Source organism: Acidimicrobiales bacterium (genome assembly GCA_036378675.1).
Classification (GTDB): Bacteria; Actinomycetota; Acidimicrobiia; order Acidimicrobiales; family Palsa-688; genus DASUWA01.
Window position 1 is genome coordinate 1 of record DASUWA010000058.1, and the last position, 14,412, is coordinate 14,412.

The 14,412-nt window shown below is 67.4% G+C and carries 13 protein-coding genes; 6 read left to right on the top strand and 7 right to left on the bottom strand.

Features of this window, described 5'->3' with window-relative positions; genetic code table 11:
• Both VFZ97_18435 and VFZ97_18440 read right to left on the bottom strand, forming a co-directional pair.
• Positions 1-1,334: VWA domain-containing protein (locus tag VFZ97_18435; protein ID HEX6395419.1), on the bottom strand; the 1,334-nt coding region annotated here is incomplete at its 3' end.
• Entirely contained in the window at positions 1,331-2,236 is a 906-nt protein-coding gene (locus VFZ97_18440) for a MoxR family ATPase (GenBank protein ID HEX6395420.1), read from the bottom strand. The genes VFZ97_18440 and VFZ97_18435, both read right to left, overlap by 4 nt.
• 242 nt (positions 2,237-2,478) lie before the next feature.
• Between VFZ97_18440 and VFZ97_18445 the strand changes: the two genes are divergently transcribed.
• The 3 genes from VFZ97_18445 (at position 2,479) to VFZ97_18455 (ending at position 6,210) form a co-directional block, all read left to right on the top strand.
• Positions 2,479-3,783, top strand: coding sequence for an MATE family efflux transporter (locus VFZ97_18445; protein ID HEX6395421.1), 1,305 nt, complete (start codon positions 2,479-2,481; stop codon positions 3,781-3,783).
• A gap of 257 nt (positions 3,784-4,040) precedes the next feature.
• Positions 4,041-5,249 (top strand): SPFH domain-containing protein, encoded by a 1,209-nt coding sequence (locus VFZ97_18450; protein HEX6395422.1) that lies wholly within the window; start codon positions 4,041-4,043, stop codon positions 5,247-5,249.
• 1 nt (position 5,250) lies between these two features.
• Positions 5,251-6,210: a transporter gene (locus VFZ97_18455; protein ID HEX6395423.1), complete on the top strand. Its 960-nt coding sequence runs from the start codon at positions 5,251-5,253 to the stop codon at positions 6,208-6,210.
• Positions 6,211-6,217: 7 nt separating this feature from the next.
• On the opposite strand, the gene VFZ97_18460 is transcribed toward VFZ97_18455, so the two are convergent.
• The 4 genes from VFZ97_18460 to VFZ97_18475 all read right to left on the bottom strand — a co-directional run bounded on the left by VFZ97_18460 (position 6,218) and on the right by VFZ97_18475 (position 11,977).
• Entirely contained in the window at positions 6,218-7,960 is a 1,743-nt protein-coding gene (locus VFZ97_18460; GenBank protein ID HEX6395424.1) for a hypothetical protein, read from the bottom strand.
• A 95-nt stretch (positions 7,961-8,055) separates the two neighbouring features.
• Complete coding sequence (locus tag VFZ97_18465; protein HEX6395425.1) at positions 8,056-8,751, bottom strand: phosphoadenylyl-sulfate reductase; 696 nt, start codon at positions 8,749-8,751, stop codon at positions 8,056-8,058.
• 24 nt (positions 8,752-8,775) lie between these two features.
• Positions 8,776-10,581, bottom strand: coding sequence for a nitrite/sulfite reductase (locus tag VFZ97_18470; GenBank protein HEX6395426.1), 1,806 nt, complete (start codon positions 10,579-10,581; stop codon positions 8,776-8,778).
• Between the two features lie 52 nt (positions 10,582-10,633).
• Positions 10,634-11,977 (bottom strand): 3-deoxy-7-phosphoheptulonate synthase class II, encoded by a 1,344-nt coding sequence (locus tag VFZ97_18475; protein ID HEX6395427.1) that lies wholly within the window; start codon positions 11,975-11,977, stop codon positions 10,634-10,636.
• Positions 11,978-12,048: 71 nt separating this feature from the next.
• Here VFZ97_18475 and nadD point away from each other — a divergent pair, with 71 nt between their 5' ends.
• Genes nadD through rsfS form a run of 3 tightly spaced genes read left to right on the top strand, consistent with a single transcriptional unit; the run spans position 12,049 to position 13,305 of the window.
• The gene (gene nadD / locus VFZ97_18480; protein ID HEX6395428.1) at positions 12,049-12,645 is read left to right on the top strand and encodes a nicotinate-nucleotide adenylyltransferase; all 597 of its coding nucleotides are present in this window, start codon (positions 12,049-12,051) and stop codon (positions 12,643-12,645) included.
• Positions 12,642-12,875 (top strand): hypothetical protein, encoded by a 234-nt coding sequence (locus VFZ97_18485; GenBank protein HEX6395429.1) that lies wholly within the window; start codon positions 12,642-12,644, stop codon positions 12,873-12,875. Before nadD ends, VFZ97_18485 begins: the two co-directional genes overlap by 4 nt.
• 25 nt (positions 12,876-12,900) lie before the next feature.
• Positions 12,901-13,305 carry a ribosome silencing factor gene (rsfS, locus tag VFZ97_18490; protein HEX6395430.1) on the top strand — a complete coding sequence of 135 codons (405 nt, stop codon included), beginning with the start codon at positions 12,901-12,903 and terminating at the stop codon, positions 13,303-13,305.
• A gap of 15 nt (positions 13,306-13,320) precedes the next feature.
• On the opposite strand, the gene VFZ97_18495 is transcribed toward rsfS, so the two are convergent.
• On the bottom strand, positions 13,321-14,094 hold the full coding sequence (locus VFZ97_18495) for a hypothetical protein (GenBank protein ID HEX6395431.1): 774 nt from the start codon (positions 14,092-14,094) through the stop codon (positions 13,321-13,323).
• Positions 14,095-14,412 lie beyond the last annotated feature (318 nt).

The window sequence follows — 14,412 nt, forward strand, 5'->3', positions numbered from 1 at the left end:
AGCCAGTACACGTGGCGCGCTTTCTTCGACATCTCGGCGAGGACCCAGGCCTGGGCGGCGTGGTAGTTGTTGCGGGCGTCGCCGAGGAGCAGGACCGTCGTCTTCGGGTTGACCTCGCGTCCCCAGCGGTCCCAGAAGGTCTCGAAGGCGTGGCCGTAGTCGGAGTGGCCGTCGACCCAGATCACGTCGGCCTCGGTGTTGATCCGGTGGATGGCGAGGCCGATGTCCTCGTTGCCCTTGAAGTAGTCGGTGACCTCGTCGATGCCGTCGATGAAGACGAACGACCGGACCCGGCTGAACTGCGAGCTGATTGCGTACACCATCTGCAGCGTGAACCGCGCGAAGGCGGCGACCGAACCGGAGATGTCGGCGATCACCACGATCTCCGGCTTCGACGGCCGGGGATAGCGGAACTTGGGATCGGCAGGGACGCCTCCGTATGACAAAGAGTGACGCATGGTGTTGCGGAAGTCGAGCGGCCCCTTGCGGCCGTGACGACGCTTGCGGGCAAGACGGACGGCCAGCTTCCGTGTCAATGGAGCGATCGCCTTGCGGAGAGCGACCAGCTCCTCCCTGCTCGCGTGCATGAAGTCGATGTCCTCGGGAAGCGGCTTGCGCAAAGACTTGGCGACCGCTTCGGCTCCGCGGTCGGCGACCAGGCGCCGGCGGATCTCGGCTTCGATCTCGCGCCGCAGAGCGTCCAGGCGCGCTTCGTACTCCTCCTTGGCGAGCCGCTCCTCGAGTTCGGTCAGCTCGCCCGGTGCACGGTTTCTGGCCGATTCCATCATCCTGTCGAGCACCGCGTCGAGATCGAGCTGGCGGAGGGTGCGGTACAGGTAATAGGTGCCGCCGACGGGACGACCCGGCTCCATGCCCGCGAACCGGGTGACCGCTGCGCGGGCGATCGCGCGCAGCATCGCGTCGTTGCCGTCCATCAGCGCCTTGAACAGCAGCTCCGCGAGCTGCTCCGGAGTCAAGCCTTCGGTGCTTCCTGATGCGGACTCGCCCTCGCGTGATCCGAGGATGTCCTGGATCAGGTCGTCGAGACTCGAGGCCTCGTCGCCGGTGAGCTTGTACTCCCGGCCGCGCATCGAGAAGTAGACCTCGAAGACGGTTTCGAAGGCCTTCCAGTGGGCGTTGTTCTTCACGAGCGTCGCGGCGAGTGCGTACTTGAACGCGTCGCGGTCCTCGAGCGGGATGTGGCGCAACGCCTCCATAGCGTCGAGGTTTTCGGTGAGGCTCACCGGGATTCCCGCAGTCCGCAGCTCCTTCACGAACCCGGACAACGACTCCAGCAGCCCCGCCGAGCTCCCCTCCGGAAGGGTTGCGCTCACCGCGCCGGAGAAGACGAGCCGGCGAGGTCCTTCGCCGCCTTCTCGATGTCGGACTGGTACTTCAACAGGATGTGCAAGGTCTCGGTGGCAGTGTCGGCGTCGACCGATTGGATGCCCAGCAGCAGGAGCGTGCGTGCCCAGTCGAGCGTTTCGGACACCGACGGAGCCTTTTTCAGCTCCAGGTTCCGGATCGAGCGAACGATGCGCACCACCTGATCGGCGAGCGACTCGGAGATGCCGGGAACCCGGGTGAGCACGATCTCGCGCTCGCGGTCGATGTCGGGGTAGTCGATGTGCAGGAACAGGCACCGCCGCTTGAGGGCTTCCGAGAGCTCCCTGGTGTTGTTCGACGTGAGGAACACGAGTGGGATCTGGGTCGCGCTCACCGTGCCCAGCTCGGGAATCGACACCTGGTAGTCGGAGAGAATCTCGAGGAGGAGCGCCTCGGTCTCGACCTCGACCCGGTCGACCTCGTCGATGAGCAGCACCACGGGATCGTCCGCCCGGATCGCCTCGAGCAGCGGCCGGGTGAGCAGGAACGGCTCCGAGAAGATGTCCTCCTCTATGTCGGCCCAGCTGGTCGGCCCGTCGGACTCGGACACCCGTTGCGCCTGGATGCGAAGGAGCTGCTTCTTGTAGTTCCACTCGTAGAGCGCCTTCGACTCGTCGAGCCCCTCGTAGCACTGCAAACGGATCAGGCGCGAGCCGGTCAGCTCCGCCACAGACTTGGCCAGCTGCGTCTTTCCCGTTCCCGCCGGGCCTTCGATGAGCACCGGCTTGCCCAGCCGCTCGGCCAGGTAGACCACCCCGGCGATGCCCTCGTCGGCGAGGTAGTCGACTCGTCGCAGCCCTTCGCGGACTGAGGCGGGGGACTCGAACCGGCTCGGCGCAGCGTCGCTCACGTGTCAGATCCTTTGATGCTCTTGGTGCCCGAATGGCACGGCGTCCCAGCTTACCGAGAGGGTCCTGAGCGGCGCCCGTTCGGTAACACCGGCCCGGACGGGGCCCCAGCCCCATCCTCCTCCGGAGCGTGGGGACCCCAGCCCCACGCCCGTCCGTAACACCGGCCCGGACGGGGCCCCAGCCCCAGCCTCCTCCGGAGCGTGGGACCCCAGCCCCACGCCCGTCCGTAACACTGGGCCGGATGGACGGTGCGGCCCCACGGCGAATACTGGCCTTGGCGGGGTCGGCGTTCGTGGTGCTGGCGGCGGAGCCGTTGTACCTGCTGGTCGATACGGCGGTTGTCGGTCATCTCGGTCCGAAACCGCTGGCCGGGCTAGGTGTCGGCGCGGCGCTCATGACCCTGGTCCTGCTCCTGGGCACGTTTCTCGAGTACGGGACCACCAGCCGGGCGGCCAGGTGGTACGGCGCCGGCCAGCGCGACGCGGCGGTGAACGAGGGGGTGCAGGCCGGGTGGCTGGCTCTATCTATAGGAGTCGCCTCGATCGCCCTCGGCGAAGCGCTCGCGGGTCCGTTGACGAGCCTGCTTGCCGGGCACTCGGGCTCGCCGGTGCAGCAGGCCGCCGAGTCCTGGTTCCGGATCGCCGTGGTCGGCCTTCCGGGAGTGATGCTCGTGCTCGGCGGGAACGGTTGGATGCGCGGGATTCAGGAGACCCGCCAGCCGGTTCGGATCGTTCTCGCCGCCAACGGTGTGTCGGCAGCGCTCTCTCCGTTGCTGGTGTACAGCGCCGGCCTCGGACTGCGCGGCTCTGCGGTGGCGAACGTCGCCGGCCAGGCGGTGGGCGGGTTTCTGTTCGTGCGGGCCCTGTTGCGTACCGGTGTTGGGATGCGGCCGGAGTGGGCGGTCATGCGCAGGCAGCTAGTGGTGGGGCGCGACCTGATGTTGCGGAACGTCGGTTTTCAGGCGGCGTTCCTCTCTGCTGCGGGCGTCGCCGCGAGGATGGGGACGGCTCAGGTCGCTGCTCACCAGATCGCGCTGCAGCTGTGGGAGTTCGCCGCGCTGGTGCTGGACTCTTTCGCCATTGCGGCGCAGTCATTGGTGGGCGCGGCGCTCGGCGGTCGTGACGAGGAGGCCGCGCGGCGCACGGCGTGGCAGGTAGGGGTTTACGGTCTGTGGGCGGGGGTCGGTTTCGGGGTTTTCCTCGCCGCCGGCTGGTACCTCCTGCCGCAGGCGTTCACCTCGTCGCCGGCGGTGCTGAAGCAGTGCCACGAGCTGTGGCCGTGGTTCGTCGGCATGGAGCCGGCGGCGGGGCTGGTGTTCGCTTTGGACGGGGTGCTGATCGGCGCCGGCGATGTCCGCTTCATGCGCACGCTCACGCTGGTCGCCGCTCTGGGCGCCTTCGTTCCGATCAACCTGGCCGCCCTGCACTGGCACTGGGGGATCGGCGGCGTGTGGGCGGGACTGACCGCTTTCGTCGGCGTGCGGCTGGTCGGGATGCTTGCCCGCACACGGAGCAGCCGTTGGGTGGTGCTCGGGGAGCAGCTGTGAGCGCTTTCTGGGCGTAGATTTCGCGTTTGGGTGTGGGTTTCGACCTTCCGCTGCTGAAACCGCCCGCCCAAACCGCGAAAGCCACCACCAAAAAGGCGGCGAGCAGGCCGGCGGGCATACATCTCAAGGTTGATTTCGGGGCGTCGATCACCTTAGGAAGGGCGACGCTCGCTACCCTGATTCGTAAGGGGCAAGCCTTGTGCGAGCCCCCCGAATCTGTACAGAGAGTTGGACAGAGAGAAGGAACAGGATCAGCCATGGCCATTCTCGGACGTGAGTTCATAGCGGTACCGGACGACCGCAAGAATCAGATCGTCTACAAGTGGCCGGACGTCAGCATCCGCCGCTACACCAAGGCGATCGTCAACGCCGACGAGATGGCGCTGTTCGTCAACACCGGCCAGGTGGTCGCGACCATGGGCCCCGGCCGCCACGAGGTCGACGCCGACGAGTTGCCCGGGCTCGGCATCCTGATCGACGCGGCGACCGGCGGCAGGGCGTATCGCGCCGAGCTGTACTTCGTCGGAACGCGCGAGTACCCCGGCAACACCTTCGGCGGCCGGATCGACGACGTGCAGGACCCGCAAACCGGGATGATCGTCACCCTGCGCGTCTTCGGTGACTACTCGGTTCAGGTGAAGGATCCCGCGGCCCTGATCACCAACTTGACCGGGACGGTCAACGTCGCAGACAACGACGCGATCACCGGATGGGTCAGCGACCAACTACTCAAGGTCATGCGCACCCACATGACGGTTCAGATCGTTCGCAACGGATGGCCGATCCTCGGTCTCTCGGCGTACACGCCCGACATCGAGAAGGAAGTGATCGCCGCCGCGAACGGCCAACTCCAGCCTTACGGCGTCGCGCTGATCCGCATGGGTAACTTCGACATCAACCTGTCCGATGCCGACGAGGCACAGCTGAAGACGCTCGCGAAGGACACCGCCTACTCGCGTCTCGCGGGGAGCTTCAACCAGTACGCCGCCGGCGAGATGCAGATCGGCGCGGGAGAAGGGATGGCCAAGGGCGGCGGCGGAGTCGGCGGAGCGTTCATCGCCGCGGGTATGGGCGCGGCGGGCGGAGCGGCTTCGACTCAGCCGGGGCCGACCCCGCCGGCGGGCCCAGGATTTGTCGGGGGCGGAGCTGGTTTTGCTGGCCAATCGGTGTCGCAGCAGGGCGCGCAGGGCGTCGAGTGCCCGAACTGCCATACCGAGAACGCGACGGGCGCGAAGTTCTGTTCGTCGTGCGGCACGTCGCTCGCGCCGGCGGCGGTGGTTTGCTCGAACTGCCAAGCAGAAAACGCACCAGGCGCGAAGTTCTGCTCGTCCTGCGGCACCGCGCTCGCAGCCGAACAGGCGGGGCCCGCCGCGTGCGCGTCGTGCGGAACCGAACTGGCCCCCGGCGCGAAGTTCTGCGCGTCGTGCGGCACGGCCGTCACTCCGGAAAGTCCAACCGAAAGCTGAGATGAGCCTCCTTGCGACCGCGATCGTCGAACGTGCCGGTGGGGGGCACGGTTTCGGCGGAGGTGGGGGCAGTAGAGGCGGTGGCTCCTACGGCGGCGGCGGCGGTTTCTTCTTCTTCCCCGGCGGCGGGGGCGGAGGCGCAGGCGCCGGATTCGGGATCTTCATCCTGATCCTCATCCTGCTGTTCATCTTCTTCGCCGTGATAAGGCCGCGCATGAACCGCCGCATCGGCGGCGGGGGAAGCCAGTTCGGCAGGTCGTTTGACGACGATCGCGGCGCGCCGCCCTCACCCCCGTCGGCAACCGACTGGTCCCATTCCGATCAGCCGGCGATCAACAGTGTTCGCGGGGACCTTTTTCCCGGGACCGCCGACACTGCAATGCATCCGGAAAACTCCGCCGAGGGGCTCGCTGCGATCACCGCCCACGACCCTGACTTCGACCGGGAGGCGTTCCTCGAGCAGGCGCAGCGGACGTTCTTCATCGTCCAGGAAGCGTGGAGCCAGCGCAAGCCGGACATGAGCCGGCAGGTGATGGCCGACGGTTTGTGGCAGCAGCACAAGGTTCAGATTCAGGGCTACGTCGACGCGCACAAGCGGAACGTGCTCGAGGACCTCGCCGTCGCCGACTTGTCGGTCATCGCCGCGCACAGCGACGCGACCTACGACACCATCACCGTGCGAGTCACCGCCTGCTGCGCCGACTACGACGTCGACGACCAGTCGGGCAAGGTCGTGCGCGGCAACCGAGCGGTCGAGAACTGGATGGAGGACTGGACCTTCCAGCGTTCTTCCTCCGCGACGACCAAGCCGGCGGGGACGATGACGGCTCACTGCCCGAACTGCGGCGCCCCGTTGGACCTCGACCTCGCCGGCGTGTGCAAGTACTGCAAGGCGCCGATCAGCTCCGGCGCGTACGACTGGGTCCTCGCCCGGATCGCCCAGGTTCCGGCGTACTACTGACGGTTCGTCAGTGCGGCTGCGGCAAAACCGCGAGCGACGGGCCCTTCGTCGACGCCGCCGGCGGCGCCGGCGCGGTGAGCCCGGCGGCCTGCAACCGTTGCGGGATCACCCACGCGAGCATCTGCTGGTAGACGGTCATGATCGAGATGCCGTACTCCAGGCTGGACGCCCATTTCCCGGCGAGCGCCATCCACGTCGGGCAGCAACCGCCGACGCCAACGTTGCCGATGAGATGCGTGTCCACCTTCGTCGTTGAGGCGTAGGACTCGAGGAGCTCCATCTGGGCGCTGACACCGGTGAGGGCGTCAGGAAAACGCCACCCGTGAGCGCAGGAGTCGCATGCGCCGATACCGGCGAAGTTGTTGTCGGCGGGGGTCAGCTGCCCGTAGGACGGGAACGAGAAGTAGCCGGTCTCGACGACCGACTGGGCGAACGCAACGTCGAAGCGCACCCCGGTGGTGATGCCCGCCTGCTGGTAGTCGGCGGCGAGCTGCTGGATCGGCACCGTGACGTTCGCGTTGTGGCTGGTGCTGGCGAACCAAGCAGCGAGCTCGTCCTGGGTGAGCATCGAAGCCCCGAGGATCGAAGGCGAAACCGGCGGCGGGAGGGTGACCGACGCGGCGACGCTGCCCGGCGACCCACGACCTGGCGGCTTGCCCGGTTTCGTGGTGGTGGTCGAGATGGTCGGAACGCCTCCCGACGAGCCGTCGCCGGCCGGTGGGCTGCCCGGGGCAGTGGTGGTCGGCGCGTCGGTCGCTTGTTGACCGTTCGGGATGGCGAGCAGCCCGATCTCGGCCGCCGCTCCTGGAACGGTGGCAGCCTGGGTAACAACTGCGAGGGTCTGCTGACTGGACTGCAGGTTGTTCTGGGCGACGGCCACCGCCGCCTGCGCCTGCTGGACCCCGGCGTTGGCAAAAGCGGTGACCTGCTCGGCCTTCTCCAGTCCCTTCTTGGTGTCGGCCAGATCGTGGCGCACCCGCTCGGCGACCAGCTTGAGCATCTCCTGCGCGTCACCGGCCAGCTCCCCGCTCAGCCCTCCCGGGGACTTGACTGTCGACAGACCCTGGTTGCCGACGCCCTGCGGCCCCGCCGCCGGCGACGCGAAACCGAGCCCGACATAGGCGGCGATCGCCAGGTGCTCGAGTCGCTTCGAGGCGTCCCCGACCCGGCCGGCGGCGTCCTGCTGTGACTTCACCGCCGAGGCGAGGACGTTCTGGGCTGACTGCAACTCGGCGCCGGCGGAGGTCACCCCCTGCTGCATCGAGGTCACGGTCGCCTGGGCCTGCTTGTAGTCGCCTATCGCGGTCAGCTGGGTGAGGTCGGCGTCGACCGCGGTGAGGATCGGGTTGGGGTCGGGAGGAGGTGGCGGAGGAGCGCCCTTCGGCGGGGGCGTAGTCGGCGGTCCGGCGACCGGCACGGAGGGAACCCCGGTCCCCTTGGGGATCGTTGTCGTCGTGGTGGTCGAGGGCGCGGTGGTGGAGGGGGGAGGTGCGGTTGTCGTCGGGCCCGGCAGCGGGGAAGGAGGAAGAGTGGTCTGGCTGGGTGTCTGCCCGGGTAGCACCTGATTTGACGTGCCGGGCGACGCCGATGCCGCTGGGATCCCGGCGAGCACGAGGCCGGTCACGGCGGCGAGTGAGGCGAGTGTGGCCAGTGTGGCGAGTGTGGCGAGCACCGCCCCTGGGGCGAGCGCGCCTGCCGCTGGACGCCCCGGACGAACCGGGGGAAGCCGGTTGGATCTAGCCCTTGACATGAAACCCGCGAATTCTTCGACGGTCAGTACCGTATGCCTCTTTGACCTCCGCCTCCGCCCGGCGGGGCAGGCTAGCAGCTAGCTGCTGAGAGCAGCTATAGGTGCAGGCCGCACTCCGTTTTGTCCTGCCCGGTCCAGCGACCCGAGCGCGGGTCGTCGCCCTCGGCGACCGGCTGGGTGCACGGCCAGCAGCCGATGGAGGGGTAGCCCTTCGAAAGGAGCGGGTTGACGGGGACGTCGTGGTCGGCGATGTAGCCACTCACGTCTAGATCGGTCCAGGTGGCGATGGGGTTGACCTTCACTAGGCCGCGGAGATCCCTGGCCACGATCGGGGCGGTCGCCCGGGTGGGCGCCTCCGCACGGCGGAGCCCGCTCATCCAGGCCAGCTTCCCCACCAGCGCACGGTCGAGCTGCTCGATCTTGGCTACCGAGCAGCAGTTGGACGGGTCCTGCTTCCACAGCTCGACCGGCTGGGGCGGGACGGTCAGCACCCGCAGGTTGAGGCCGTAGTGCTTCCGGACCAGCTCGACGGTCTCGAGGGTCTCGGGGAAGTGGTAACGGGTGTCGATGAACACCACCTCGATCGACGGCTCCACCTTCACGGCCAGGTCGATAAGGACCGCGTCGGTCATCGACGCCGACAGGCACATGAAGGGGTGGAACTGCTCGACCGCCCACTCGATGACCGCCTGGGCGGGGAGGTGCTCGAACTCGCGGTTCAGGGCGGCGAGCTCCTCGTCGCTGAAGTCAGGAGCGTGTAGGTGGGTGCCGGTGCCGAGCAGGCTGGTCATGGTCGAGTTCGTATCCGGTTCCGCTCAGCTCGCCGCGCACTCGCCTTCGCCGACCTCGCCCGAGAACGGGCCGGTCTCGTCGAAGTCGATGTAATAGTCGGGTCGCTCGTCGGGCTCGGGCCACTCGTCGAGGTCCTTGAGCTCGGCGGCGATGGCCTTCACCCCGCCGGCCCGCTCCATCCATCCGGCGAACGCCTCGCCGGCGCCGCGTTCCTCGGCGAAACGGCCCACCAGCCTCACCGTCGCCTCGGCCGCAGCCTTGGCGGGGAGGCGCAGGGCGCGCTGGCCGAACTCGACCTCCGTATTGCCGATGCGCCCGCCGAGCAGGAGCTGGTACCCGGGCGCCGGCCGGCCGTGCGCCCGCCGCTCTGCCCCGTAAAAACCAATATCCGCCACGTGATGCTGCCCGCAGCTGTTCGTGCACCCGGAGATGTTGATTCGCACTCCTCCGACGTCGGCGAGGCCGGCCTCCTCGAGGGCGCGACCGATGTCGTCGGCGAGGCCCCGGCTCTGGGTCACCGCCAGGTTGCAGGTGTCGGCTCCCGGGCAGGCCACGACGTCGCGGGCCAGCTCCGCACCCGGCTCGGCCATGCCGATCTCCTCGAGACGGCGGTACAGGTCGGGGAGCTGCTCGGCCGTGAGGTCCCGAAACGCCAGGTTCTGTCGGTTGGTGGCCCGGACGGTCACACCGAAGTCCCGGACGATCTGGGCCAGCGCGCGGAACTGGTCGGAGGTGATGTCACCCAACCGGGCGTACGCGATCGCCGAAACGGTGCCCTTGGCGGCACCCACAACCACATTGGTGGACTCCCACCGGGTGTACGGGTCGGCCTTCGAGTCGACCCTCAGCGTGACCGGAACACCCAGAGGGGTCGGGTCGAGGCCGGTGGCGACACCGGCGGGGGCGTCGCCCAGCTCCTCGACGATGGAGGGGATGCCTCCCGGCCAGGTCGACGAGGCGAGCAGCAGCTGCCGTTCCCGGAGGACCCGCCGGCGCAGCTCGTCGATGCCGAGCTCGTCGACTACCCACTTCAGGCGGGCGCGCAGCTTGTTGTACCGGTTCCCGAAGTGATCGAACGTGCGGAGGATCGCCTCGATCGTCGGAAGCAGGTCCTCCCGGGCGGTGAACTCCTCGAGTGCCTGGGCAGGGTGGGGGTTTGCGCCGAGGCCTCCGGCCATGAACACCCGGAATCCCGGCTCGACCGTTCCGTCGGGACGGGGACGGGAGACCGCCACGACGCCGACGTCGTTGAACATCGCCTGGCCGCAATCGGTCATGCACCCGGAGAAGTTGATCTTGAACTTGCGGGGAAGCCGCTGCGCGTAGGGGTGGTGCAGGAAGTGCCGGAAGGTCGCCTCGGCCCACGGGCTGATGTCGAGCACCTCGTACGGGCAGGCGCCGGCGAGGTGGCATCCCATCACGTTCCGCACGGTGTCGCCGCAGGCCTCGCGCGTGGTCATGCCGACCTCCGCGAACTCGCGCAGCAGCGCCGGCACGTTCTCGAGCTGGACGAAGTGGAACTGGATGTTCTGGCGGGTGGTGATGTGCCCCCAGCCGCGGCTGTAGCGGTCGGCGACGCTGCCCAGCAGCTCGAGCTGCTCGGCGGTCACGTTCCCGTACGGCATCTTCACCCTGACCATCTGGTTGTGCCCGCCCTGGCGCTGGCCGTAGATGCCGTTGTTCAATCGGAATACACGAAAGGCATCCTCGTCCACTCTGCCGGCCAGGTGGTCGGCGAGGAGCCGTTCGAACTTGGCGATGTCCTCCGCCAGCTCCGGATCGATCGGCTTGCGCGTTTGTCCAGTCGTCCCTATTTGGGTCGTCTCCACAAGGCCAGTCAACCAAATGTGACTGTGTTAATCAACTTTTGAGGGTTTTAATTTATCTGCGGAGCAAATCGGCGACCTGGAAGGCCAGGTCGAGGGACTGGCTGCCGTTTAGGCGGGGGTCGCAAGTGGTCGTGTAGCGCAGCTCGAGCTGGTTCTCGAGGACCTCCTCGGTACCGCCGAGGCACTCGGTGACGTTGTCACCGGTGAGCTCCACGTGTACCCCACCCGGCCAAACCCCCTCCTGGCGGCAGACGCCGAAGAACTCCCGGATCTCGGCGAGCACGTGGTCGAAGTGCCTGGTCTTCCTACCGCCGGGGCTGCTGTATGTATTGCCGTGCATCGGGTCGCACGCCCACACGACCGGATGCCCCGACGCGCCGACCGCCTCGAGCAGCGCGGGCAGGACCGCCTCGACCCGTCCCGCGCCAATACGGCTGATCAAGGTGAGCCTCCCCGGGACCCGGTCGGGGTCGAGCGCGTCGCACAGCGCCACCACCTCCTCGGGGGTCGCCGTCGGTCCGATCTTCGCCGCGACCGGATTGGACAGTCCCGACAGGAACTCGACGTGCGCCCCGCCCAGCTGCCGGGTCCTTTCCCCGACCCACACCAGATGCGCGGACGTGTCGTACCAGTCGCCGGTGAGGGAGTCCTTGCGGGTCATCGCCTCCTCGAAGCCGAGGATCAGCGCTTCGTGGCTGGTCCAGAACTCGACCTCCTGGAGGTGCCGCTCGCCGGACATGTTGATCCCGCAGGCCTGCATGAACCGCAGGGCCCGATCGATCTCGCCGGCTAGTTGCTCGTACTGCTGACCCCCGGTGCTCCGCGCGACGAACTGCTGGTTCCACGTATGCACCTGGGAGAGATCCGCGAACCCGCCCTTGGTGAACGCCCGCAGAAGGTTCAGCGTCGACGCGGCTTGGTGGTAAGCGGCGAGCATCCGGGTCGGGTCGGGGATGCGGGCCGATTCGGTCGGCGCGTCGTCGTTGACGACGTGACCGCGGAAGCTCGGCAGCTCCCGCCCGTTGACGATCTCGGTTGCAGAAGTCCTGGGCTTGGCGAACTGGCCGGCGATCCTCCCGAGCTTGACGACAGGAACGCCGGCGCCATAGGTCAGGACCACGGCCATCTGGAGGATCACTTTGAGCTTGTCGCGGATGCTGTCGGCGGTGAAGTCGTAAAAAGACTCCGCGCAGTCGCCTGCCTGTAAAAGGAACGCTTCACCCGCCGCGACCTCTGCGAGGGCCTGCCTCAGGCTGCGGGCCTCGCCGGCGAACACGAGCGGGGGCATTCCGGCGAGCGTCTTCAACGCCTGATCGAGGGCGTGCACGTCCGGCCATTCCGGCTGCTGTTCCGCCGGAAAATCCCGCCAGCTCGACGGAGCCCAAGACGTCCTCATGACTCACCAGCGTGGCGGATGAGGAGCCTCATAGCAAAGCAGATCCCCGGATCTCCTAACGTCGGGCGGTCATGCGCGAGCGGATCGGCATCTTCGGAGGCACGTTCGATCCCATCCACGTCGGTCACCTCGTCGCAGCGATAAACGCGAAGCACGCCGTCGACCTCGACCGGGTGGTGCTAATGGTCGCAAACGTCCCGTGGCAGAAGGCCGGGACCCGGGTGGTCAGCAGCGCCGCCGATCGGCTGGCGATCGTCGAAGCCGCGGTGGGCGACGTGCCCGGCCTGGAGGCCGGCAGCATGGAGATCGAACGCGGGGGCACGTCGTACACGGCCGACACCCTGGCCGCGATGCGGGACGCGTCGCCGAGAGACGAGTTGTTCCTGATCGTCGGATGGGATGTCGCCGGCGAGCTGCGTTCCTGGGAGCGCCAGGAGGAGATCAAGGCGCTGTCCACTCTCGTGGTGGTCAACCGGCCCGGGGCGGGCCGCCCGGCCGAGCTCGAAAAGGAAGGTTGGCGGGTGGTCGAAGTCACCGTCCCCAACCTCGAGATCTCGAGCACCGACCTGCGCGCCAGGGCCGCCGACGGCAGGCCCCTCGACTATTTGATACCTGAGGCTGCAGTCCACTGCATCCGGCAGCGGCGTATGTACGCTGTGGGTGGATGACAACGGTCGACTCGCCGAGCACCGCGCCCCCAGCGGACGCGGTGGGGGTGTCGGTAGAGATACCCACTGGCGAGGTCTTGATCGGGGACCGGCTCCGCCGGCTCGAGCAGCGACGCAAGCTGGTTCGCGAAGAGGTCCTGGCCGTTCTCGTCCTGTTCGTCGCCTTGGCCGCGACCGTCGCGGTGCTGGCGATGCAATGGTTGGGTTCATCTTCAGGAGGTTTGACTTGACTCACTCGGCGGGCGTTCTGCAGTGATGGCGGTAGAAAACCGGGCGACGTTGGATGAAGTCCGAGAAGCGACTGCGGTCGCGGCCCGGGCAGCCTGGTCGAAGGGCGGTGCCGGCACGATCATCTTGTCGGTAGGGAAGGTTCTCGCCATCACCGACGCATTCGTTATCACCAGTGGGTCGAATCCGCGAATGGTGCGCACGATTGCCGAAGAGGTTGAGAAGAAGGTGAAGCTCGCGTCGTCCAGGTCGCCGCTCGCGATCGAAGGGCTCGACGATGCGCGTTGGGTACTCATGGACTATGGCGACTTCGTCGTGCACGTGTTCATCGATGAGGCTCGAGAGTTCTACCAGTTCGACCGTTTGTGGGGCGACGCCGGGCGATGGGATTGGGATCCAGGAGATTCCGGCGCACTCGCGTCGGGAGAGTGAAGCGGTAGCTAGCTCTTAAGCGCCGGTTGGTGGTTGCCACCAACCGTTGTCGGAGGTGGCGCTGTTTGTTGGAGGAACCGGGCCCCCCGTGGGCGGTAGCGGCGCGGGCGCCGGTGCGCTCGGTCCCTGTTGACCCGACCAGTCGCTGCACCAGCCGTAAGGATCGTATGGTCCGGTGCCCACGTGCCAGGAGTTCCAAGCCTCGTTCTCGTAGGCCGCGGGGCAAGGATCGGCGATCACGATCTCCGCGCTGTCGGGACACACGCCATCGCGGTGATAACAGGTCATCGCCTGATGGCCCATCGCGTTCCCGGGGCAAACCAACGAGAACTCTGGGTTCGCGTGTTGCGCCAGGTATTGCAGCGCAGCCTGGCAGCCGAACCCGTTCTGAGTCGACTGTTGGTAGACCTGGCCGACCGTCGACGAGCCGGACATCGAACCGCCGGCGTCATAGGCGGATGTCGCGGGCGGGTTGGTCGCTGGAGAAGCTGGCGACTGCTTCGCGGACGGCACTCCTGCCGCAACGACAGTCGGTTGGGGCGTCGGTTCAGCGGAGGCAGCGGTGCTCACCGGCTCCGAGCCCACAGCGGATAACGCGGCCGCGCGGTCCTGCTTGGCGACGTTGCCAGTCGACGCCGCTTGGAGGCCGTCGACCGATGATGCGGCGACACCTGCATGGGATGCCGAAGCGAGGGACCGAACAGTCAAGTCCCCGGCTTGCGCGGCGAGCGCTCCGGCCCACACCACGCCGCCGATTGCCGCGACCGCGACCTTGTGTCTCAACGCCATCGCTTCCCCCAGCTTGCTGGCGAACCTGTTTTAGCCGATTAGGCCGGCTTTCCGAAAATTCGGCCCAGTAGTTCCTTTTGACGCGTGTTACACACCCGACGGCGCTGAGATTCGCCGCCGGGTGCGCGAATCTGGTTGACCCCTTCCCCGTGCAGGTGGCTCAGGTTTGTCCAGGTTTGCTGCGAAAAGCCACGCGTAGTTTAGAGACGAAGCGACTCACCAAATCAAGACCAATTGTCGATATTTGCTCCATTTGACCTCGGCCATGCCTCCGCCTCGGGCACTGGAAATTCGCCAAACCAGAGCGTGAGGTTCGTC

Bases quoted from the DNA above. Each gene is read 5' to 3' on its own strand.
- VFZ97_18495 (HEX6395431.1), bottom strand. From the start codon at position 14,094: ATGGCGTTGAGACACAAGGTCGCGGTCGCGGCAATCGGCGGCGTGGTG.
- VFZ97_18485 (HEX6395429.1), top strand. From the start codon at position 12,642: ATGACAACGGTCGACTCGCCGAGCACCGCGCCCCCAGCGGACGCGGTG.
- VFZ97_18465 (HEX6395425.1), bottom strand. From the start codon at position 8,751: ATGACCAGCCTGCTCGGCACCGGCACCCACCTACACGCTCCTGACTTC.
- VFZ97_18475 (HEX6395427.1), bottom strand. From the start codon at position 11,977: ATGAGGACGTCTTGGGCTCCGTCGAGCTGGCGGGATTTTCCGGCGGAA.
- rsfS (HEX6395430.1), top strand. From the start codon at position 12,901: ATGGCGGTAGAAAACCGGGCGACGTTGGATGAAGTCCGAGAAGCGACT.
- VFZ97_18460 (HEX6395424.1), bottom strand. From the start codon at position 7,960: ATGTCAAGGGCTAGATCCAACCGGCTTCCCCCGGTTCGTCCGGGGCGT.
- VFZ97_18445 (HEX6395421.1), top strand. From the start codon at position 2,479: ATGGACGGTGCGGCCCCACGGCGAATACTGGCCTTGGCGGGGTCGGCG.
- VFZ97_18455 (HEX6395423.1), top strand. From the start codon at position 5,251: ATGAGCCTCCTTGCGACCGCGATCGTCGAACGTGCCGGTGGGGGGCAC.
- nadD (HEX6395428.1), top strand. From the start codon at position 12,049: ATGCGCGAGCGGATCGGCATCTTCGGAGGCACGTTCGATCCCATCCAC.
- VFZ97_18450 (HEX6395422.1), top strand. From the start codon at position 4,041: ATGGCCATTCTCGGACGTGAGTTCATAGCGGTACCGGACGACCGCAAG.